Source organism: Streptomyces sp. NPDC017246 (assembly GCF_044331325.1).
Taxonomy (GTDB): domain Bacteria; phylum Actinomycetota; class Actinomycetes; order Streptomycetales; family Streptomycetaceae; genus Streptomyces.
This window is the reverse complement of sequence record NZ_JBIRMW010000005.1, coordinates 479,439-500,590: the sequence shown is the minus strand read 5'-3', so window position 1 is coordinate 500,590 and position 21,152 is coordinate 479,439. Positions and strand designations below refer to the sequence as shown.

Here is a 21,152-nt window from a genome sequence, read left to right as displayed (position 1 = left end):
GGACACGGCCGTGGAGAGTGCCGTGGGCAGCGCCGCCGTGGGCAGCAGCGTGGACAGCGCTCCGGACAGCGCTCCGGCCAGTGCTCCTGCCGCCGAGAAGGAGCGCCAGAAGGAGCAGCTGTACGCGCTCGACATCTCCGGCGTCGCGTGGGAGGGCGCTCCGGGGACGAGCCCGGACGAGGAGCGGGTCGAGATCGCCCGGCTGCCCGAGGGCGCGGTGGCGATGCGTTCGTCCCTCGACAAGGACACGGTGCTGCGTTACACGAAGGCCGAGTGGGACGCGTTCGTCCTCGGCGCCCGGGACGGCGAGTTCGACCTGCGGTAGGCGCCGGACACGCGAGAGGGGGTGGCCCGTCGGGAAACGGGCCACCCCCTCACGTACGTCCGCGGGATGTCACATGCGGAACCGGGCGGCGTTGCCCCGGTCGGTGTCCTGGTAGCCGACGACCGACTCGTCGAGGAGCTGGGCGATGCGCGCCAGGTCCTGGTTCATGCCGGCCATGTCGCGGGTCAGGCGGTCCTGGGTCTCGCGGTACGCGATCTTGGCCTCACCCTCCCAGTTGTTGGCGACCCGGTTGACCTCGGCCATGAGGTCGTCGAGCTTCTGGGTGAGCGTGCTGGAGGTCAGGCGGGTGTCGGCCGCCGCCTGCGTCACGGTGTCGTAATTGACCGCAGTGGTCATGGTGTTGACTCCTGGAGTGAGAGTGGCGCGGAGGACTGGTCGAGTGGCTCAGACGCCGAGGATGGCGCTCTGGTTGCCGCCGCCGGCACCGTCGCCACCACTCGTGTCCATCGAGCGGAAGGACCGCAGACGGTCCTCCTCCTCGCGCGAGAACCCGTCGGCGCTCATGCGCATCATCTCTTCGAGATTCGCGAGCTCCTGGCGCATGCTGCGCAGACGCTGGTTCAGGTCGTTCTGGACCCGGTCGTACTCCTTGCTCGCAGCGCCCTGCCAGCCCGCCTGAACGCGGTCCACCACACCGTTGAGGGAGGTGATGCGGGACTGGAGCTCGTCGGAGAAGTCCTGGATCCGGCCGGCGAGCTTGACTTGTTCGGCACTGGTTACGTTCAGGTCTTTCGACATCTTGCCCCTTCTTCCTTCGGTGACGTCGACGGCTGAGCCGTCGGGCCATCCGGTCGTGATGCGGACGGGAATCTTCTGATGCCGCCCCCGTGCTGGGATCGCACTCTCGTACGCCCAGCGGTCACTTTAGCCATTGACGGCGGCAGTTCCAACTGCAAAGGACGGTCCGGATACTTGACCGTCGCGCGGGTCAACGAACCGCCCCTCGACGGCGGCTGTCGCGGATCACGACGGCGACCCCGGCGACCACGGCCACCAGGACGACACCGATCCCCAACGTGTAGGTGGCGAGCCGTTCGGAGCGCTCCTGGGGCGTCTCCGACAGCGTCAGACGGGCCGGCTCGGGTGCCGGCGGCTTGGGCGGCCCCGGGTCGGCCGAGGGTGCGGAGGGTGCCGTCCCCGGGGCGTCCGAGAGCGCCCGCACCGGGTCGACGACTCCCCAACCGACGTAGTTGTCGCGTCCGTTGACGGAGCGGACGGCGGTCTGCTGGATCCGGGCGACGATCTGGGCCGCGGTCCAGTCCTTGTGCTCGGCGCGGAGCAGGGCGGCGACACCGGCGACGTACGGCGCGGAGAAGCTGGTGCCGTTGTCGACGCACTGGCCTCCGCCGGGGACCGTGGAGACGATGTCGACGCCGGGGGCGGCGACGCCCACGAAGGTGCCGGCCTGGGAGAACACGGCGCGCTCGTTGTTCCGGTCGGAGGAGGCGACGGCGAGGACGCCGGGGAAGGCGGCCGGGAAGGTCGTCTTGAGGGCGCCGTCCATGCCGTCGTTGCCTGCGGAGGCGACGACGACGACGTCCTTCTTGATCGCCTCGGCCACCGCCCTGCCCATGGGCGAGTCCGGGCCCAGCGGCTGGGTGGTGTCCTGGGAGATGTTGATGACGTGCGCGCCCTTGGCGACCGCCCACTTGATGGCCTCCGCCATCGTGTCGGACTTGCCGCTGTTCTTCTCGTCGTTCTGCCGGATCGGGATGATCGTCGCCTCGGGCGCGAGGCCGACGAAGCCGGTGCCCTTGCGGGGGCGGGCGGCGATGATCCCGGCGACCTTGGTGCCGTGGCCGACCTGGTCGACGGTGCCGTCGGTCTTGCCGCGCTGCTCGTCGCCGAGGCCGGGGTTGTCCTTGTCGGGCTTGAGGTAGTCCTTGCCCGCCTTGGCGTCGACGGCGTCACTCAGCTGCGGGTTGACGTCGTCGACGCCCGTGTCGATGACGGCGACCCGGACCCCCTTGCCCTTGGTGTCCTGCCACAGCTCGTCGAGGAGGACCCGCTGGAGCGGCCAGGGGGTCTCCTCGATCTGCTTCTTCATGGGGAAGGTGCATTCGCCGCTGCCGTCGAGGACGGGGCCGTCACGGTGCTCCGGGGCGGCGGCCCCGGCGGCCGAGGCCGCGCCCGGGGCCGCGAGAAGAGCGGTGAGGGTGCCCGCGGCGAGGAGGGCCGCCGTACGGGACGTCGTGCGGTACGTCGTCGTCACCGGTGCCACCCCCTAGGAACCCTGCGGCTGGGCCGCGCTGTTGGAGTCGAGTCGGGGCCCCTTCGACAGGAACTCCGACCATTCGATCGGGACGAGGGCCGGTACGACCTTCTCGTAGCCGAGACGCTTCTGGGCGTCGCTGGGTTGCGGGCGTCCGTCGGTCGGCTTCGCCTTGTCCCCCGCGCCGATCTCGGAGCGGGCGGCGTCGCTGTCGCCGTTGGCCTGGACCGCGTAGCGGAGTCCCGTGTCGGTGACGAGGAACAGCGAGCCGTCGGGCGCCTTCTGCTTGCCCTGGATCTGGGTGTAGAGCAGACCGGTGCCGGGGGTGACGTACGTGCTGCTGCCGCCCGCCGAGATGTCGGCGGGGTACTTGGTGCCGGCCCAGGTGGTGAGGGTCGTCTCGCCCTTCTCGCCGACGTTGGTGAGCACGCTGCACACCGTGTCACGGGCGTCCGCGCCGGCGAGCCCGTTGACCTGCTTGGACTGCGTCCTCGGCCACTTCGCCGTGCCGTGGAAGACGGTGGGGTCCGGGACGAAGGAGGACGCGTCGGCGGGGGTGGCCTTGCCGTCCATGTCGAGCTCACGGGTCTGCGGGGCGTTGATGAGCAGCCAGGCGGTGAACGGCGTGACCGGCTGCACCTTGCCGGGCAGCACGACGTAGTGCTGCGGCCCGGAGCCGGTCTGGGCGAGGAGGACGTTGCCGATCCGGCTCTCGGTCTCCGTCAGCGTGGCACCGGGGATCCGGGTGGAGCGGCCGACCTCGCCGCCCTCGATGCGCGGGAAGTCGACCTCGTCGCCGGTCTTCAGGGTGGCGAGCCAGTCGTCGGTGACCGGCTGCGGTTCCTTGCCGAGGCCGACGAGGACGGTGAGCAGTCCGGTGGAGTCGGCCTTCACCGGGTACTTGGTGCCGGTGTGGTCGACGAGGAACTGGGCGGCGCCCTTCTGTCCCTTGACGTACAGGACCTCCCCGTCGGTGAGCCGGCCGGCGCCCTCGGTGAGTCTCACGTCCCGCTCGGCGAAGAGGAACGTCGCCTTCTGGACGCTGGCGCCCGTACCGCCGCCGGGCTGCTCGCAGACGGCCCAGCGCTTGGCCTTGCCCGCGTCGTCCGCGGTGGGCAGCCGGTCGGGGGCGTACGGGATGCCGATGATCGGGCCGCGCGGCAGTTTGCCCTCGTCGAGCGTCTTGTCGGCGACCTGGACGACCTGGAACTGGTCCGGGTTGAGGAGGAGTCGTGCGGAGGCGAGGTTGAGGACCGGGTGGAGCAGGGTCTTCTTGTCCTTGCCCTGGCCCGTCTCCAGGACCACGTACCGGGTCGTCGACTGCTTGCCGATGATGACCCGAGTGCCGGGAGTGTCCCAGCCCTTGGGGGCCTGCGGCTTGAACATGCCCCAGGCGCCGAAGCCGGCGACGACGAGCGCGGCGACGATCAGCCCCGGAAGGACCGCGCGCAGCGGCTTCGGTGCCCCCTCCTCCGTACCGGAGGGCGAGGGTTGGAGGAATGCCGCCACCGTGCGCTTCTTCGCAAAGGTGTACGCGTTGAGCTCGTCCCGCCGCGATGCCATGAGTCCCCATTCTCGTCAGGCGCGATCTTCGCGCGGGAGCCGGGGAGGTGACACCCGGGCCCCGGCCGTCGGACCGGCCCCCTACTATGCCTGCTGTCCCGTGGGGTTCGTGGGGCGGGTAGGGTGATCCGGCCGTCAAAGCCCTGGCGAGCCAGGGTGATCGGGACGAATTGAGGGGGATTCTCCATCATGGCTTCCGCGACGCGGACGCGGCCAGCCGCGGCAACCGCCTCCGCACCCCCGTCCACGGGACCCGTTTCCTCGGTCTCACCGAGGCTCCAGGCACGCCCGGGACACTTCGGTTCGTTCCAATTGCAACAACTCGTACTGATCGAGGTGGCGGCGGCACTGCTCGTCGGCGCCTGGGCCGTCGAGCGGATGCTGTTGGTACCCGCGGGCGTGGTCGCCGTCGTGCTCGTCCTGCTGGCGGTCGTCCGCCGGCACCACCGTTCCCTGCCCGAGTGGCTGGGGACCTTCCTCGCGCTGCGGGCCCGCTCCCGCCGGGCGTCCTCGTTCACGGTGCCGGAGGGCACCGAGCCGGGGCTCGCGCCGGTCGTGGAGTGCGATCCGGCGCTGCGCACCTACGCGTACAGCGACCGCGACCGGCGCCCGGTCGGCATGGTCGGCGACGGCACCTTCCTGACCGCGGTCCTGCGGGTCGAGTCGGACGGCACGGCGCTGCGTGCCGACCGCGCGGCGCGGCCGCTGCCCGTCGGGCTGGTCCGGGACGTCCTGAGCGTGGACGGCATCCGGCTGGAGTCGGCGCAGATCGTGCAGCACACGCAGCCGGCGCCCGCGCCGCACCTGCCCGCGCAGTCGATGGCCGCGCGCAACTACGGTCCGCTCCAGGCGCAGACGGGTTCGCCCGCGGTCCGGATCACCTGGATCGCGCTCAAGCTCGATCCGGAGCTGTGTCCGGAGGCGGTCGCCGCGCGCGGCGGCGGCATGGCGGGCGCGCAGAAGTGTGTGGTGCGGGCGGCGGACCAGTTGGCGAGCCGGCTCGCGGGCGCCGGGTTCCGGGCGAACGTGCTGACGGAGCAGGAGCTCGTCTCGGCGCTCGCCACCTCGACCTGCGCGAGCCCGATGGCGATAGCGCAGGCGGGCCGGGGGCAGCCGCAGGTGCGCAGGACCCAGGAGACCGCGCGGACCTGGCGGGTGGACGACCGGCGGCACACGACGTACTGGGTGGGGCGGTGGCCCCAGCTGGGCGGCCAGGGCGGCGCGGGGGCCTCGATGCCTCAGCTGGTCGCGCTGCTGACCTCGCTGCCCGCGCTCGCGACGACGTTCAGTCTGACGCTGAGCGGCGGTGACCGGCAGGAGGTCACGGTGGCCGGACATGTACGGATCACCGGGCGCAGCGACGAGGAACTGGTGGCCGCGCGGCACGAACTGGAGCGCGCGGCACGCGGGGTGAGGACGGGCCTTGTGAGACTCGACCGTGAACAGGTGCCCGGCATCCTGGCGACGCTTCCGCTGGGGGGTGCGCGCTGATGTCCCACTCCGCCCCCTCCTTCGGTACGCCGGCCCGTTCCGGCGGCTCCGGCAGGTCCGCCTCCCGGGGCACGGGTTCCCGGGGTACGGGCCGGGCCGCGAAGCCCCGGTTCGGTTTCGGGCTCGTCGGGCCGCGCCGCGACCGGCACTCCGTACCCCTCGACCAACTCGAAGCGCTGTCCCTGCCGGTGGGCGACGACGGCATGGTGATCGGTGTCGACGCCGAGAGCCGGCCCGCCGTGCTCGGCATCAACCGGCCCGTCCCGTACGACGTGACGCTCATCGGCGGTCTGTGGACCGCGCAGGTGCTGGCCCTGCGGGCGGCGGCGACGGGCGCGCGGGTGGCGGTCGAGACCGGCCGTGCGCAGGCCTGGACGGCGCTCGCGCAGGCCGCGGGCGGCGGACAGCCGTGCATCGCGCTGCACGACGTGGGGCGGGTGCCGCCGCAGGGCGCGTCCGCGGGCAGTCCGGTGGTCGTGGTGCGCGACTGCGGCATCCGGCCGCCGCGCGGCCGGGTCGTGTCGGCGCCCTGGCAGTCGGTGGTGACGCTGCTGCCCTATCTGAGCCCGGTCGCGCCCCGGCTCCTGGAGAAGTCCTCCCTGGTCGGCGTGCAGCGGGTGTCTCCCGACGAGGCCGCGCAGATCGGCCGCATCATGAGCCTGCCGCGCCATGAGTACGAGGCGCTGTCCACGCTCGCGGACGGGGTGACCCTGTGGTGCACGCCGAGCGACCGCCAGTTCGTGATGACGCAGGGGACCGACGCCGAGACCGGATTGTTGGGCGCTGCGCGCAGGATGGACTGAACGGCACGAAGTCGTTCAAGTACGTCCGTTTTTGCATCGTTTTGGACGGTCTGGTTTCTCACTCTGTGGCGCGGCCGGGTCACTTGAGGACCGGACCGTGTCACGGGGGCAGGCGCGGAGGGGCTGTCGGGCCTGCCCGGGGGTTGCTCGCGCCGTTTAGGGTGGAAGGGCCCCGCCCACAACGGCACAAGGGTGCTCGACCACACCAGGAGGCAAAGTGAACGGCGATCGCGACGAGATCCACGGGGGCTGGAGTCCGCCCGCCGACGATCAGTCCGACGCGGATCCCGCCGAGATGACGGGTGAGTTCACCATCGACTACACCCCGCCGGCCTGGTACACGCAGAACGCGTCGGGCGGTGCGGGGGCGGGCGGTGCCACTCCCCCGCCGCCGAGCGGAGCGCCGGTCCCCGTACCGGGCCTCCCCGCGGGCAGCGGCTTCGAGCCCAGCTGGAACACGCCGGCGGCGGGTTCGCCGGCCGGTGCGCCGCCGGTGGGCGGACCCGGTGCGGGTGCGCCTCCGACGGCCGGGCCCGGTGCGGGTGTTCCTCCGGTCGCGGGGGCCGGGGTCCACGGTTCCGCGCTGCCTCCGGTGGGTGTGCCTCCCGTGGGTGTGCCTCCCGTGGCGGGGCCGCCGGTCGGTGCTCCTCCCGTTGCCACCCCGCCCGCCGTCGCACCTCCGGCTTTCGCTCCTCCCGCGGCCGTGCCTCCGGCCGCCATGCCTCCCGTCTCCGGTACTCCTGCGGCCGGTATTCCTACCGCCGGTACTCCTGCCGCCGGTACTCCTGCCGCCGCGGCCGACGGTTCGCTGCCGGGTGCCTTCCCCCCGCCGTCTCCGCTGCCGGGCACATCCGTGCCGCCGACCACGGCCTCGCCCGAGATGTCCGCGCCGCCGACGCCGTTCGGCGGCGGCGACGTCGAGAGCGGCGCGACCATGCGCTTCTCCCCCGCCGCACTCCAGCGAGAGATCGCCGAGCGCGCGGCGGAGGCCTCCGCCGCCCCGACGGCACCGGACGCGGCCGAGGCCGTGAACGCCCCCGCGAGCACGGGACCCGTGCCGCTCCCCGGGACTCCGGAGACCGGCGCGACGGACCCGGGCCCGGAGCAGGCCGACCGTACGGCTCCGGCCGGGTCCGCCGCCGAGGAGCCGAGCGAGGCCGGGACCGCCGAGTCCGTCGACCCCGCCGAGGGTGCGGACGGCAACGCGTCGGTGGAGGCCGGGACTCCCGACGACACCGCGGCGGAAGCCGCGGGCGCCGTCCCCGCGGAAACGCCCGCGGACGCCCCGACGGCCCACGACGAGGCGGCCGCCGCGTCGACCGCCGACGGCTCCGCGCGTGCGGACGAGCCGCACTCCCCCCACGCCACGGACACCCCGGCCGCCGACGCGACCCCCGGGACGGTCACCGACTCCGTTCCCGTGGACGGCGCCGACGACCCCGCGGGCGCGGAGGCCCCCTTCGCCGCGGCCGAGGCCGTGTCGGAGCCCGTGGCTCCCGCCCCCTACCCGCCGGCCGACACCCCGCAGGCCTTCGGCCCCGGTGCGCCCGCCGCCCCGTACCCCGGTGCCGCTCCCGCGCCCGCTCCCGGTCAGCCCTTCCCGGCCGCCGGGCCGCAGGCCGGGGCGGGACTGCCGCCGCTTCCGCCGTCGTTCCAGCCGGCCGCCCCCGGACCCGCCCAGCAGTGGCCCGCCCAGCCGGCGCCGGGTGCCCAGCCGGTGCCCCAGGCCGCACCGCTGCCGCCCGCCGCCGCCTGGCCGCCGCCCACTGCTCCGGGTACGCCCGGCCCCGTACCGCCGCAGGCCCAGCCGCAGCCCCAGGCCCCCGGTGCCTACGGCTATCCGCAGGCTCCGCACGCGCCGCAGACACCGCACGTGCCGCAGGCCCAGCCGCAGCCCGGGGCTCCCGGCGCGTACGGCTATCCGCACGCCCAGCCGCAGCCCCAGCAGCCCGGCGCGTACGGCTATCCGCAGCCCCCGCAGGCGGCCCGGGCCCCGCAGCCCCAGCCCTCGGCGCCCGCGCCGCAGGGCGGTTACGGCTTCCCGCAGCCCGGGACGCCGCCGCGGCAGGACGGTTACGGCTACCCCCAGCAGCCCGGCGCCCCCGCCGGCGTGCCGCCGCAGGCCCAGGCTCCGGGCGGGTACGGCTACCCGCACCCCGCCGCCGTGCCCCCGCAGGGGCCCGCCCCCCAGCAGCCGTACGAGGCGCAGCCGCCCGTCGATCCGCGGACCGGGGCCGCCTGGCCCTCGCCCGTGACGCACGATCAGCGGGAGCGGTCCGTGCCGGGCGCCCCGCTCGGGTACAACGCGGCGGTCGAGCTCTCCTCCGACCGGCTCCTGCGGAACAACAAGCAGAAGCCCAAGTCCAGCCGGACGCCCGGCGGTCCCGGCGCCCGCTTCAAGCTGGGCGGGAAGAAGGAGGAGGCGGAGCGGCAGCGCAAGCTGGAGCTGATCCGGACGCCGGTCCTCTCCTGCTACCGGATCGCGGTCATCTCGCTCAAGGGCGGTGTCGGCAAGACCACGACGACCACCGCGCTCGGGGCGACCCTGGCGACCGAGCGGCAGGACAAGATCCTGGCGATCGACGCCAACCCGGACGCCGGCACCCTGGGCCGCCGGGTGCGGCGCGAGACCGGGGCGACCATCCGTGACCTGGTGCAGGCGATCCCGTACCTGCACTCGTACATGGACATCCGCCGGTTCACCTCGCAGGCGCCGTCCGGTCTGGAGATCCTCGCCAACGACGTGGACCCGGCCGTCTCGACGACGTTCAACGACGAGGACTACCGGCGGGCGATCGACGTCCTGGGCAAGCAGTACCCGATCATCCTCACGGACTCCGGTACGGGTCTGCTGTACAGCGCCATGCGCGGGGTGCTCGACCTCGCCGACCAGCTGATCATCATCTCCACGCCCTCCGTGGACGGTGCGTCCAGCGCGTCGACGACGCTGGACTGGCTCTCCGCGCACGGCTACGCGGACCTGGTGCAGCGCTCGATCACCGTCATCTCCGGGGTCCGCGAGACCGGCAAGATGATCAAGGTCGAGGACATCGTGCAGCACTTCCAGACCCGCTGCCGCGGTGTCGTGGTCGTGCCCTTCGACGAGCACCTGTCGGCGGGTGCCGAGGTGGACCTCGACATGATGCGGCCGAAGACCCGGGAGGCGTACTTCCACCTCTCGGCGATGGTGGCCGAGGACTTCGTACGGGCGCAGCAGGTCCAGGGCCTGTGGACCGGCGACGGCCAGGGCGCGATGCCGCCGCACATGGCCCCGCCGATGCCCGGCGGCCAGCAGATGCCGGGGCAGCCGATGCCCGGTCAGCCGCTGCCGGGGCAGTTCGCGCCCGGTCAGCCCGTACCGGGTCAGCCGTACGGCGGCCAGCCCGCGCCCGGCCGGCAGGTCCCCGGGCAGCCGTACCCGCCGCAGCAGCCCTATGGGCAGCAGCCGGCGCCCGGACAGCCGTACGGGGCCCAGCCCGCGCCCGGTCAGCCGATGCCGGGTCAGCCGTACGGCGGTCAGCCCGCGCCCGGTCAGCCCGCGCCGGGTCAGCCGTACGGAGCACAGCCCGCCCCCGGACAGCCGTACGGCGCGCCTCCCGGCCAGCCCGGCATGCCGCAGGGCTGGCAGCAGCCGCAGCCCGGTCAGCCGCTGCCCCCGCACGCGGATCCCCAGGATCCCGGCCAGGGTCAGGGCCAGGCGTACGACCAGGGACAGGGGCAGGTGCCGCCGCCCGACTGGCACCGCCAGCAGCCTCCGCAGGCTCCGCCAGCCCCTCAGCAGTAAGGCGTCACAGGAGTAGACCAATGAGGCCCCGCACCGGCTCCCCGGTGCGGGGCCTCCTGGCGTTCCCGCAGCCCACAAGGGGTTTGAGGGATCGTTGACGACGGCAGACCACCGCTGATAAACCTTCGCTTCACTCACCGTCAGCCCAAGATCCACGACAGATCCCCCGACGCGAGGTCACGTCCCATGGTCATGGTCACGAAGGCTCCACCCCGTCCCGCCCCCGCCGCCCACAGAGCGCTCCGCCTGCTGCTCGCCTCCGGTGTCACCGCCGTCTCCCTCGTGGCCGTCCCCAGTACCGCCGCCGCGGAGGACGACAAGTCCGCCGGGAACACGCTCACCGTCGCCGTCTCGCAGAGCATCGACTCGCTGAGCCCGTTCCTCGCCCAGAAGCTCACCTCGACCAGCATCCACCGGCTGGCCTACGAGTACCTCACCAACTACGACGCCAAGGACGCCCGCACGGTCCCGGGCCTGGCGACCGCGTGGAGCCCCTCGGCGGACAAGCTGACGTGGACGTACACGATCCGTGAGAACTCGACCTGGTCCGACGGGAAGCCGGCCACCGCCGAGGACGCGGCCTGGACCTTCAACAAGATGATGACCGACCCGAACGCCGCCACCGCCAACGGCAGCTTCACGGCCAACTTCGACAAGGTCACCGCCCCCGACCCTCGGACGCTCGTCATCCGGCTGAAGAAGCCTCAGGCGACGATGACGGCGCTGGACGTGCCGATCGTGCCGAAGCACGTCTGGGAGAAGGTCGGCGACTTCTCCAAGTTCAACAACGACAAGCAGTTCCCCATCGTGGGCAACGGACCCTTCGTCATCACCGACTTCAAGGTCGACCAGTACATCAAGCTCAAGCCGAACAAGAAGTTCTGGCGGGGCGCCCCGAAGTTCGACGAGCTGGTCTTCAAGTACTACAAGGACGGGGACGCCGCCGTCGCCGCCCTCCAGAAGGGCGAGGTGTCCTTCGTACCGAACCTGACACCCGCCCAGGCCGCCGCGCTGGGGGCCCAGAAGAACATCAAGGTCAACGACGCCCCCGGCCGGCGCTTCTACGCCCTGGCCACCAACCCCGGCGCGAAGGCCCAGGACGGCAAGACCTTCGGCAACGGCCACAAGGCACTGCTCGACCCCGAGGTGCGCAAGGCGCTCTTCCTCGCCGTCGACCGCACCACCCTCGTCGACAAGGTCTTCCAGGGCCACGCGGTCGAGGGCGAGGGCTACATCCCGCCCCGCTTCGGCTCGTACTTCTGGAAGCCCGAGGGCGGGCAGAAGCGGACGTACGACCCCGCCGCGGCGGAGAAGATCCTGGACGCCGCCGGCTACCGGAAGAACGCCGACGGCAAGCGGACCGGCAAGGACGGCAGGCCGCTGGACTTCCGGATCCTCTGTCACGCCACCGACCCGAACGACAAGGCGGTCGGCAAGTACCTCCAGGAGTGGTGGGGCAAGCTGGGCATCGGCCTGAAGGTCGAATGCCTGGACAGCGTCTCGGACCCCTGGGTCAAGGGGGACTACGACCTCGCGTTCGACGGCTGGTCGGTCAACCCCGACCCGGACTACGTCCTGTCGATCCACACCTGCGGCACGCTCCCGGAGACGCCGAAGGACTCCGGCGCCACCGACAACTTCATCTGCGACCAGCAGTTCGACGGCCTCTACGCGCAGCAGGCGGTGGAGTACGACGCCGCCAAGCGGGCGGATCTGGTGAAGCGGATGCAGTCCCGGCTGTACGACACGGGGTACATGAACATCATGGCCTACCCGAACGCCCTGGAGGCGTACCGCACGGACCAGATCCGGTCCATCACCACCATGCCCGAGGCCGCCGGCAATCTCTGGGGCCAGGACGGCTACTGGAGCTGGTGGTCCGCCGTGCCCGCGGCATCCGCGTCCGACAGCGACAGCTCCGGCTCCTCGACGAACATCTGGCTGATCCTCGGCCCCGCCGCACTGGTCCTCGTCGCGGTGGGCGTCTGGACCGCCCGCCGCCGTCGCTCCACCGCCGACGACCGCGAGTAGTCGTGACGACGGCAAGCACCCCCGCCGACGTGGCGCGGGCCGAGAAGGCCCCCGCCACGGACGGCGCACCCCGCACCGGTTCCTCCCTCGGCTATCTCCGCCACGCGGCGGGGAAGCTGGGCGGCGCGCTCGTCTCGCTCTTCGCCGTCCTCGTCACCAGCTTCTTCCTCTTCCGGATCATCCCCGGGGACCCGGTGAAGGCGATGACGCACGGCATCCCGACCTCGGCGGAACAACTCGCCACGCTGCGCCGCCAGTTCGGGCTCGACCTGCCCCTGTGGCAACAGTTCGCCGACTACTGCGCCAAGGCCCTGAGCGGTGATCTCGGCACCTCGTTCCAGTTCCGCGCGCCCGTCGGGGAGCTGATCGCGGAGAAGCTTCCCGCGACCCTGCTGCTCACCGGCGTCGCCGTGGTGATCTACTCGGCGCTCGGGCTCTGGCTCGGCACCCGCTCGGCCTGGCGCCACGGCGGCCTCGGCGACAGGCTGAACACCGGGCTCGCGCTGACCCTGTGGTCGGTGCCCTCCTTCTGGCTCGGCCTGCTGCTCATCATCGTGTTCTCCGTCGGCATGGGCCCGATCCCGGGACTCTTCCCCACCGGCGGCATGGAGTCGGGCACGGGCGAGACCGGCTTCGCCTACGTCCTCGACGTCGCCCACCATCTCGTCCTGCCCGTCGTCACGCTCGTGGCCGTCGGATACGCGCAGACCCTGCTGGTGATGCGCTCCTCGCTCCTCGACGAGATGGGCGGCGACTATCTGACGACGGCGCGGGCGAAGGGGCTCCGCGACGACGACGTACGCCGCCGGCACGCCGTGCCGAACGCACTCCTGCCGACCGTCACCATGATCTTCATCAACCTGGGCCATGTGGCGGCCGGATCGATCCTGGTGGAGACGGTGTTCTCCTGGCCCGGCCTCGGCGGACTGTTCTACCAGGCGCTGAGCGTGCCCGACCTGCCACTCGTCCAGGGGCTGTTCGTGGTCTTCGCCGGAGCGATGATCCTGATGAACCTGATCGCCGACCTCCTCTATCCGCTGCTCGACCCCCGGGTGGGCCGATGACCTCGACCAAGCCGCCGGCCTCCTCGGGGACCACCGCCCCCTCCGAGCCCGCACCCTCCTCGAAGCCGACGCCCTCCTCGGCGTCGTCACTGGCATGGGCGCGCCGCCGGAACACGGTGGCGCGCTTCTGGCAGGCGTACCGCGGCCATCGCGCCGGGCTCCTCGGCCTCGCCGGACTCGCCCTCATCGCGCTGCTCGCCCTCACCGCCCCGTGGACCGTCGGCGCCGACGTGCAGTCGGTGACCCAGGCCCCGGGTACGGCCCTGGAGCCGCCGAGCGCCGAGTTCCCGCTGGGCACCGACCAGTTCGGCCGCTCGCTGCTCGGCCTGCTGATCTGGGGGGCGCGGATCTCGCTGCTCGTCGGTCTGCTCGCGGCGACCCTCTCGGTCGCCATCGGCACCCTGGTGGGCATCATCGCCGGTCACTACGGCGGCTGGTTCTCGACCGTCGTCATGCGGATCACCGACTGGTTCCTGGTGATGCCGACGCTGGCCCTCGCGATCGTCCTCGCCACCGTCATGTCCCGGTCGATGTGGACGGTGGTCCTGGCCATCGGCGTGACCTCCTGGCCGACCACCGCCCGCCTGGTGCGGGCCCAGACCATCGCGGTCGAGTCCCGCCCGTACATCGAGCGGGCGACCGCGCTCGGCGGCGGCCACGGGCACGTCATGAGCAAGCACGTGCTGCCGAACGTGATGCCGCTGGTGCTCGCCCAGACCACGCTCGGCATCTCGACCGCCATCCTCACCGAGGCGACGCTCGCCTTCCTCGGGCTCGGCGACCCGACGGTCGTCTCCTGGGGCGGCATGCTCCAGGACGCCCGTGACGCGGGCGCGGTCTCCTCGGGGCACTGGTGGTATCTGGCCCCGCCCGGCATCGCCATCGCCCTGGTCGCGCTGGCGTTCACACTCTGCGGCCGGGCCGTCGAGTCCGTGCTCAACCCGAAGCTGGGGGTGGGGCGATGAGCCTCCTGGAAGTACGGGACCTGAGGGTGACGTACGGGTCGGGCCCGGCCGCCGTGCCCGCCGTACGCGGGGTCGACCTGACCCTGGAGACGGGCACCAAGCTGGGCGTGGCCGGCGAGTCCGGCTGCGGCAAGTCCACGCTCGCGCTCGCCCTGCTGCGGCTCCTTCCGGCCTCGGCGCGGATCGAGGGGCGGATCCTGCTCGACGGCGACGACGTCCTCGCCATGAAGTGGGGAGCCCTGCGGGCCGTGCGCTGGGCGGGCGCGTCGATCGTCTTCCAGGGCGCGATGCACTCGCTCAACGCGGTGCACCGGATCGGGGACCAGATCGCCGAGCCGCTGCTCGTGCACGGCCGGGCGACCCCGGCGGCGGCCCGCAGACGGGCCGGGGAGCTGCTCGAACACGTCGGTCTGCCCGCCGCGCGGGCGGCCGCCTATCCGCACGAGCTGTCCGGCGGGCAGCGCCAGCGCGTGATGATCGCGATGGCGCTCGCCTGCGATCCCCGGCTGATCGTCGCGGACGAGCCGACGACCGCGCTCGACGTGATGATCCAGGCGCAGATCCTGCGGCTGATCGAGCGGCTCGTCGCCGAGCAGTCCATCAGCCTCCTGATGATCAGCCACGATCTCGCGGTCCTCGCCGACACCTGCGACCGGCTCGCCGTGATGTACGCGGGGCGGGTCGTCGAGGAGGGACCGGCGCGGGCGGTCTACGAGGCGGCCGAGCACCCCTACGGGCGGGCGCTGTCCTCGGCGTTCCCGCGCGTCGGGGACCCGGCCTCCCGGCGGGCCCCGCGCGGTCTGCCGGGCGACCCGCCGGACCCGGCGGACCTGCCCGGCGGCTGCACCTTCCACCCCCGCTGCCCGGTGGCGGTGGCGGCCTGCTCGGAACTCGACCAGGAACTGCGGCAGGCGGGCGCGGGCCACCGGGCCGCCTGCGTCCATGTAGGTCATGCGGAACAGGTGGGACACGTGGGGAGTGCGTCATGAGTACGGAGACGTCCGCGGGTACGAGGACGTCCGCGGGGTCGCTGCTTTCGGCGCGCGGACTGCACGTCACCTTCCCCGGGCGGCGGGGCGCACCGCCCGCGCGCGCCGTGGACGGGGTGGACCTCGACATCGGCGCGGGCGAGATCGTGGCCCTCGTCGGGGAGTCGGGCTGCGGCAAGACGACCCTGGCCCGCTCGCTCCTCGGCCTCGTCCGGCCCACCGCCGGGACGGTCGCCTTCGACGGGCAGCCGCTCGGCTACTCCGCCGGGGCCCTGAAGGCCTACCGGAAGCGCGCCCAGCTGGTCCTCCAGGACCCGAGCGGCTCGCTGAACCCCCGGCACACCGTGTACGACGCGGTGGCGGAGGGGCTGCGGATCCACGGATACGCGGGCGACGAGCGGGAGGCGGTCGCCGGGGCCCTCACCCGGGCCGGGCTGCGGCCCCCGGAGCGGTTCTTCCTGCGCTACCCGCACGAACTGTCCGGTGGGCAGCGGCAGCGGGTGGTGATCGCGGGCGCGCTGGTCCTGGAGCCCGAACTCATCGTCGCCGACGAGCCGGTGGCCTCCCTCGACGCGTCCGTACGCGGCGAGATCCTGGCGCTGCTGCTGCGGCTGAGGGACGAACTCGGGCTGTCCGCCCTGGTGGTGACGCACGACCTGGGACTCGCGTGGAACATCGCGGACCGGGTGGCGGTGATGTACCTGGGCCGGGTCGTGGAGACCGGCACGGTGGAGTCCGTCCTGACCCGGCCCCGACACCCGTACACACAGGCGCTGTTGTCGGTGCTCCCGGAGTCCGGAGGTGCTCCGGTGGTGCTGACCGGTGAGCCCCCGGACCCGTCCCGCATCCCGTCCGGCTGCCGCTTCCACGCCCGCTGCCAGGTCCTCGCCTCGGGCGAGGCGGCGGCGGTCGCGGACCGCTGCCGCGGCGAGAGCCTGCCGGTCCTGGGCGGCGGGGAACAGGAGGTGGCCTGCCACTGGGTGACGCGGCAGGCGCTGGTCTGAGCCGGCCGGCCTCCGAGCCGTACGGGGCAGAGGCGGCGTGCCTCTGAGCCGGCCGGCTCGGGGAGGGGCGTGCTGGTGGACGTACCGGTGGAGTCCGGCTCCGCCGGTGAGCGGAGCGGCGGATCAGACGGCCGGGGGGTTCTCCCGGTCGTACGTCTCCGTCAGCTCCCGACAGCGCTTCACATCGCCGGCCATCGCCTCGAGCAGGTCGTCCAGGGTGTCGAACTTGAGCATCCCGCGGACGTACTCCAGGAACTCGACGGCCACGTGCAGCCCGTACAGATCGAGCCCCTCGCGGTCGATCGCGTACGCCTCGACCGTCCGCTCCGTGCCGTTGAACTGCGGGTTCGTGCCGACCGAGATGGCCGCCGGCATCCGCTCCCCCGCGGCCGTCAGCCAGCCGGCGTAGACGCCGTCCGCCGGGATCGCGGTGTGCGGCAGGGTCTCGACGTTGGCCGTCGGGAAGCCCAGCTCGCGGCCGCGCTGCGCGCCGCGGACCACGATGCCCTCGACCTGGTGCGGACGGCCGAGGATCTCGGACGCCCCGGCCAGGTCGCCCTCGGCGACGAGCCGCCGGGTGAGGGTGGAGGAGAAGGGCTGACCGCCGCCCGCCGAACCGCTGACGAACAGGTCGATGACCTCGACCTCGTAGTCGTAGGTGGCGCCGAGCTCGGACAGGAACGCGACATTGCCCGCGGCCCGGTGCCCGAAGCGGAAGTTGGGGCCCTCGATGACGGCCTTCGCGTGCAGCTTGTCGACGAGCACCTTGACGATGAAGTCCGCCGGGGACAGCTGGGAGAACTCGGCGGTGAACGGCAGGACGAGCACCGCGTCGACTCCGAGGCCGGCCATCAGTTCGGCACGCCGGTGGTGCGGGGCGAGCAGCGGCGGATGGCTGCCCGGCCGGACGACCTCCGAGGGGTGCGGGTCGAAGGTGACCACCACGGCCGGGACGCCGAGTTCCCGGGCCCGCTCGACGGCACGCCCGATGATCAGCTGGTGCCCGCGGTGCACCCCGTCGTAGGAGCCGATGGTGACGACGCTGCGCCCCCAGTCCTGGGGGATGTCCTCCAAGCCACGCCAGCGCTGCACTGTGACCGCTCCTCGTCCGCCTGTTCGCCGATTACGCAGGTCTAAGACTGCCATGCCCACGGCCGTCGGTTCGCATCGGCATGGAAGTGCCGTGGCTCCGCATCGCCCGGAGGGTCTCCGGACCGAGCAGCGGCGCCCAGTCCCCGGGGGCGGCGACCGTCCAGCCGACGAGCAGCGCGGCGAAGACGGGCCGGTCGCGGACGAGCCCCGCCAGTGCGGGATCGAGCCGCCCCGCGCCCTCGGGGGTACGGGCCCACAGGGCGCCGACCCGGTGCGCGAGCTGCCTGGTGCGCGGCTCGCTGCGCCGCCCGGCGCCCTCGGCGGCGGCCGTCAGCAGGGCGTCCAGGACGGTGAACTCCCCCGTCTCGGACTCGTACCGCTCGTGCTCCAGGAGGACGTCGAGCAGCTCGGCCCGCAGATGGCGGGAGGCTCCGGTGCCGGGGGCCGCGAGGACGGGGGCGAGGGCCCGGCGCACCTGTGCGGGGCGGCCCCGGATCAGGCCCGTGACCAGTGGGAAGAGCACGGACCTGGCGGCCGGACCGTCCTCGAACCGCCGGTCGACGAAGACGGCCACATGGCCGGCGCCCTCGGGGTGGCGGGCGATGTATTCGCGGACGAGGGCGGTGACGCGGCGGGCGAGCGCGGGCGTGTCGACCTCGGCGAGCGCCCGCAGGGCGGCGGCCGGAACCTCGCCCGTGCCGTGCAGCCGGGCCCCGAAGGCGGCGAGCACCGGCCCGGGGTCGGCCGCCAGGGCCTCGGCGAGGGCGGCCGCGGGCACCCGGGGCTCGGCCAGGGCGCGGGGCAGATGGCGGGCGCGGGTGTGCGGGTCGCGGATCAGCAGGCCGAGGGCGGCGCCGTGGAGGGGCTGGTCGCCGGGGCGGGCGAGCAGGGCGAGGGCGGCGAAGCGGAGGAGTTCCCGGTCGGCGGCGCCGGTGGCGTGTCCCGCGACCAGATGCCCGTACGTGGCGGCCGCGACGCGCCGCTCGGGGCGCCCGTCGTCATGGGCCCAGCGGTCGACGGCCCGGCAGACGGCGGTGGGCTCGTCCTCGGCGAGGGCGGCGAGGAGGCCGTCGGCGAGCGGGTGGGCGGTGGCGACGAGCGCCTCGCACAGGTCGTCGACGGCGAGCGCCCGATGGGTGTGGAGCAGCGCCTGGGCGGCGGTGCCGACGGTGGCGTGCGGGGCGGCGGGGAGGGGACGGTCGTCCACGAACCAGCGGCAGAGCAGCGGCTGGACTCCCCTGGGGTCGGCGGCGAGGAGGCCGGCGACGGCGTCGAGCGACCGGTCGTCGCCGGATTCCGGGCCGGCCTGCGGGTCGGCCGATGGGCCGGCCGGCGGATCAGCCGATGGATCGGCCGGCGGGTCGGCCGGCACGAGCCGCCGCAGCAGATCGATCCGCTCGTCCTCCCCGAGCGGGAGCCCCAGCCAGAACTCCGGTCCGAATCCGGCGAAGACGGGGTGACGTCCGGCGCGGGCCCCGATGCGGTCGGCGAGCAGCCTGAGCACGGGCAGATACGGCCGGGGGTCCCCCAGCCGCCGCACGCTCTCCCCGAACAGCCGGGCGGCCCACCAGGGCCCGTCGCCCGGGTCCCCGCCCTCCCGCTCGGCGAAGCCGTCGAGGGCCTCGGCGAGCGCGGCCAAGCGGGGGCCGAGGGCGGCCGGTCCGCGCTCGCGGTGGAGCAGCAGGAGTGCCTGGAGCACCGGGCCGATGCGGTGGCGCGGGACGGGCGGCGGCGCTTCGGCCGGGGTCCGCTGCCGGGGGACGCCGGGCACGGTGCCGGACGCGGGGGGCGCGGGGGGATCGGAGGCGGCGGCCGGGGAGCCGAAGGGGATCGCGGGGGACCCGCCCTGGCCCGCCGGAGGGCGGTCTCCGGACGCCGCCGGAGGGCGGTCTCCGGCCTCCGTGCCGAGCAGGGCCCGGAGCGCGCCGTCCAGGTCCAGGTGGGCCGCCTGCACCCAGTCGGCCAGTTCCTCGTGGGCGAAGCGGTAGCCGGAGCCCGCGGGGACGAGCAGCCCTTCGGTGAGGACGGCCGAGGCCCAGCCCTCCCGCCAGGGGAAGAGCTCCTCGAAGGAGGCCCGGTCGAGGACCCCGTGTCCCGGGCCGAGACAGCGGCGGGCCGCCTCGTGGACCTGGCCGGTCACCCGGGCGGCGAGCCGGCGTACGGCGGCCCCCCGGACGAGGGGCCGGGAGCCCGCGGCGATCCGGACGGCCGTCCGCAGACACATCAGGTCCAGATAGGCGGTGAAGATCTCCTCGCGCCCCGGCCGGCCCGGCACGTCCCCCGGCAGCGCGGTCCGGACCTCGGCGAGCAGCCGCAGGGCGAGCGGGTGGCGGGCGTCGGCCTCGGCGAGGTCCGTCTCCCCGAACCCGTACCCCTCCCGTACGGCCCGTGCCTCCGTCTCCGAGTACGGCCCGAGGACGAGGGCGGCGGGCAGCCGGGCGCCGGGGCCGGTCGCCGGCCGGTGCAGGGCGCCCGGGCCGTAGAGGGCGCCGGCGAGTTCCCAGTGCTCGGGGCGGCAGGCGGTGACGAGGAGGGCGTGGTGGGCGCGGAGCCAGCCCTCGGTGGCCGTCGTCCACTCGGCGAGCCGGTGGGCGAGGAGCGGTGGCATCTCCTCGGGGCCGTCGAGGACGACGAGCAGCGGGCGGCCCGCCGTGTGGGCGAGGGCGGCGGCCCGTTCCGGGGTGGCGGTGGTGGTGTCGCCGAGGGCCCCGGAGGCCGCGACGATCCGGCCCGCCTGGTGCAGGGCGCGGCCGACGGCGTCGGCGAGCGAGCCGTCCTCGGCGCGGAGGTCGGCGCCGCGCAGCCGGACGGTGGGGGCGGGTGCGACACCCCGGGCTCGGCGGGCGCAGAGGGCGGCGAGGGCCGTGGTGCGGCCGGTGCCGGGGGCGCCGACGAGGGCGAGGACCGGCACGTCTCCGGCGGTGAAGCGGGCGAACTCCCGGACACACTCGGGGCGTTCGACGGGCTCGGGCCAGGGGTCGGGTTCGGCTGCGGGGCCGGTGGAGGTGGCGGCGAGCTCCAGGATTCCGGCGAGGTTGAGGTCGGGTCCGTAGGCGGGGACGGTGGCCGCGTTGCGCCGCAGGAGGGCGGAGAGGGGGCCGTCGGGCCGCAACGGCACCGCGTATCCGGCGGCCTGGCCGGCGCCGTGCAGGGCGGTGCCGAGGACGGCGAGGACGGTGCCGGTGGTGGTGTCGAGGACGGGGCCGCCGGCGGCGTGTCCGCCGAGACGGAGGGCTTCGGCGCCCTCGGTGCCGATGGCGAGTTCGAGGGCGTCGCCGAGAGAGTGGAAGCGGTCGGTGGCGGTGTAGGTGACGGCGGCGGGGCCGAGGACGCGGGCCTCGCGCCAGCCGTGGGCGGCGATCCGTACGTATGTGCCGGGTTCGACCTCGGTCCGGGTCGCGACCGGCAGCGGGCGGACGCCGAGCCCTTCGGTCCGTACGAGCGCGAGGCCGCGCTCCGGCAGGGCGGTGACGGCCTCGGCCTCGGCGAGCCAGGTCCTCTCGCCGGGGGCGTGCAGGACGACACGGCTGAGCCCGTCGACGGCTTCGTGACTGGTGACGACCGTTCCGTGGTGGTCGGCGAGGAATCCGGTGCCGCGAGGCCGGCCCGCCAGATCGCAGATCCGTACCAGCGTCGCCAGGTCCCCGCGTCCCATGGAGTCGACGGTAGGTGTCCGGTGATCAGGCGAAGAACCAGGAAGGCAAACGCGCCCCCTGGCACTCCCCCGTTCACTCCGAGCGCCTCCCTGATCGGGTGATTCTTCGGCGTTCCGCCGGACAGGCTCTCGCAGGGGGAGACAAGTGGGGGC

At 73.7% G+C, this 21,152-nt stretch carries 15 protein-coding genes; 9 read left to right on the top strand and 6 right to left on the bottom strand.

The window, feature by feature from the left end:
* Nucleotides 1-49 precede the first annotated feature (49 nt).
* Entirely contained in the window at nt 50-325 is a 276-nt protein-coding gene (locus ACH4MY_RS15225; protein ID WP_398002748.1) for a DUF397 domain-containing protein, read from the top strand.
* A gap of 69 nt (nt 326-394) precedes the next feature.
* On the opposite strand, the gene ACH4MY_RS15220 is transcribed toward ACH4MY_RS15225, so the two are convergent.
* The 4 genes from ACH4MY_RS15220 to eccB form a co-directional block, all read right to left on the bottom strand.
* Complete coding sequence (locus tag ACH4MY_RS15220; protein ID WP_386476698.1) at nt 395-682, bottom strand: WXG100 family type VII secretion target; 288 nt, start codon at nt 680-682, stop codon at nt 395-397.
* Between the two features lie 48 nt (nt 683-730).
* A complete protein-coding gene (locus ACH4MY_RS15215; protein ID WP_398002668.1) occupies nt 731-1,084 on the bottom strand; it encodes a WXG100 family type VII secretion target in 354 nt (117 codons plus the stop codon).
* Nucleotides 1,085-1,274: 190 nt separating this feature from the next.
* Nucleotides 1,275-2,393 (bottom strand): type VII secretion-associated serine protease mycosin, encoded by a 1,119-nt coding sequence (gene mycP / locus ACH4MY_RS15210; RefSeq protein ID WP_398002745.1) that lies wholly within the window; start codon nt 2,391-2,393, stop codon nt 1,275-1,277.
* A 177-nt stretch (nt 2,394-2,570) separates the two neighbouring features.
* Nucleotides 2,571-4,121, bottom strand: coding sequence for a type VII secretion protein EccB (gene eccB / locus ACH4MY_RS15205; RefSeq protein ID WP_398002666.1), 1,551 nt, complete (start codon nt 4,119-4,121; stop codon nt 2,571-2,573).
* 189 nt (nt 4,122-4,310) lie between these two features.
* On the opposite strand from eccB, the gene eccE reads away from it, so the two are divergent.
* The 8 genes from eccE (at nt 4,311) to ACH4MY_RS15165 (ending at nt 16,252) form a co-directional block, all read left to right on the top strand.
* Nucleotides 4,311-5,612: a type VII secretion protein EccE gene (gene eccE / locus ACH4MY_RS15200; RefSeq protein ID WP_398002663.1), complete on the top strand. Its 1,302-nt coding sequence runs from the start codon at nt 4,311-4,313 to the stop codon at nt 5,610-5,612.
* Nucleotides 5,612-6,415: a hypothetical protein gene (locus ACH4MY_RS15195; protein WP_398002660.1), complete on the top strand. Its 804-nt coding sequence runs from the start codon at nt 5,612-5,614 to the stop codon at nt 6,413-6,415. The genes eccE and ACH4MY_RS15195 overlap by 1 nt, the downstream gene beginning before the upstream one ends.
* 217 nt (nt 6,416-6,632) lie before the next feature.
* Nucleotides 6,633-10,199: an SCO5717 family growth-regulating ATPase gene (locus ACH4MY_RS15190; protein ID WP_398002658.1), complete on the top strand. Its 3,567-nt coding sequence runs from the start codon at nt 6,633-6,635 to the stop codon at nt 10,197-10,199.
* Nucleotides 10,200-10,391: 192 nt separating this feature from the next.
* Entirely contained in the window at nt 10,392-12,230 is a 1,839-nt protein-coding gene (locus tag ACH4MY_RS15185) for an ABC transporter substrate-binding protein (RefSeq protein ID WP_398002742.1), read from the top strand.
* 2 nt (nt 12,231-12,232) lie between these two features.
* Complete coding sequence (locus ACH4MY_RS15180; protein ID WP_398002655.1) at nt 12,233-13,294, top strand: ABC transporter permease; 1,062 nt, start codon at nt 12,233-12,235, stop codon at nt 13,292-13,294.
* On the top strand, nt 13,291-14,259 hold the full coding sequence (locus ACH4MY_RS15175) for an ABC transporter permease (protein ID WP_398002652.1): 969 nt from the start codon (nt 13,291-13,293) through the stop codon (nt 14,257-14,259). The genes ACH4MY_RS15180 and ACH4MY_RS15175 overlap by 4 nt, the downstream gene beginning before the upstream one ends.
* On the top strand, nt 14,256-15,248 hold the full coding sequence (locus ACH4MY_RS15170) for an ABC transporter ATP-binding protein (protein WP_398002649.1): 993 nt from the start codon (nt 14,256-14,258) through the stop codon (nt 15,246-15,248). Before ACH4MY_RS15175 ends, ACH4MY_RS15170 begins: the two co-directional genes overlap by 4 nt.
* A complete protein-coding gene (locus ACH4MY_RS15165; RefSeq protein ID WP_398002646.1) occupies nt 15,245-16,252 on the top strand; it encodes an ABC transporter ATP-binding protein in 1,008 nt (335 codons plus the stop codon). Before ACH4MY_RS15170 ends, ACH4MY_RS15165 begins: the two co-directional genes overlap by 4 nt.
* 123 nt (nt 16,253-16,375) lie before the next feature.
* On the opposite strand, the gene ACH4MY_RS15160 is transcribed toward ACH4MY_RS15165, so the two are convergent.
* Both ACH4MY_RS15160 and ACH4MY_RS15155 read right to left on the bottom strand, forming a co-directional pair.
* Entirely contained in the window at nt 16,376-17,344 is a 969-nt protein-coding gene (locus ACH4MY_RS15160; RefSeq protein WP_398002643.1) for a bifunctional riboflavin kinase/FAD synthetase, read from the bottom strand.
* Nucleotides 17,345-17,375: 31 nt separating this feature from the next.
* Complete coding sequence (locus ACH4MY_RS15155; protein WP_398002641.1) at nt 17,376-20,999, bottom strand: trypsin-like peptidase domain-containing protein; 3,624 nt, start codon at nt 20,997-20,999, stop codon at nt 17,376-17,378.
* Nucleotides 21,000-21,152 lie beyond the last annotated feature (153 nt).

Bases quoted from the DNA above. Each gene is read 5' to 3' on its own strand.
- ACH4MY_RS15220 (WP_386476698.1), bottom strand. From the start codon at position 682: ATGACCACTGCGGTCAATTACGACACCGTGACGCAGGCGGCGGCCGAC.
- ACH4MY_RS15215 (WP_398002668.1), bottom strand. From the start codon at position 1,084: ATGTCGAAAGACCTGAACGTAACCAGTGCCGAACAAGTCAAGCTCGCC.
- mycP (WP_398002745.1), bottom strand. From the start codon at position 2,393: ATGAAGAAGCAGATCGAGGAGACCCCCTGGCCGCTCCAGCGGGTCCTC.
- eccB (WP_398002666.1), bottom strand. From the start codon at position 4,121: ATGGCATCGCGGCGGGACGAGCTCAACGCGTACACCTTTGCGAAGAAG.
- eccE (WP_398002663.1), top strand. From the start codon at position 4,311: ATGGCTTCCGCGACGCGGACGCGGCCAGCCGCGGCAACCGCCTCCGCA.
- ACH4MY_RS15195 (WP_398002660.1), top strand. From the start codon at position 5,612: ATGTCCCACTCCGCCCCCTCCTTCGGTACGCCGGCCCGTTCCGGCGGC.
- ACH4MY_RS15185 (WP_398002742.1), top strand. From the start codon at position 10,392: ATGGTCACGAAGGCTCCACCCCGTCCCGCCCCCGCCGCCCACAGAGCG.
- ACH4MY_RS15175 (WP_398002652.1), top strand. From the start codon at position 13,291: ATGACCTCGACCAAGCCGCCGGCCTCCTCGGGGACCACCGCCCCCTCC.
- ACH4MY_RS15170 (WP_398002649.1), top strand. From the start codon at position 14,256: ATGAGCCTCCTGGAAGTACGGGACCTGAGGGTGACGTACGGGTCGGGC.
- ACH4MY_RS15165 (WP_398002646.1), top strand. From the start codon at position 15,245: ATGAGTACGGAGACGTCCGCGGGTACGAGGACGTCCGCGGGGTCGCTG.
- ACH4MY_RS15155 (WP_398002641.1), bottom strand. From the start codon at position 20,999: ATGGGACGCGGGGACCTGGCGACGCTGGTACGGATCTGCGATCTGGCG.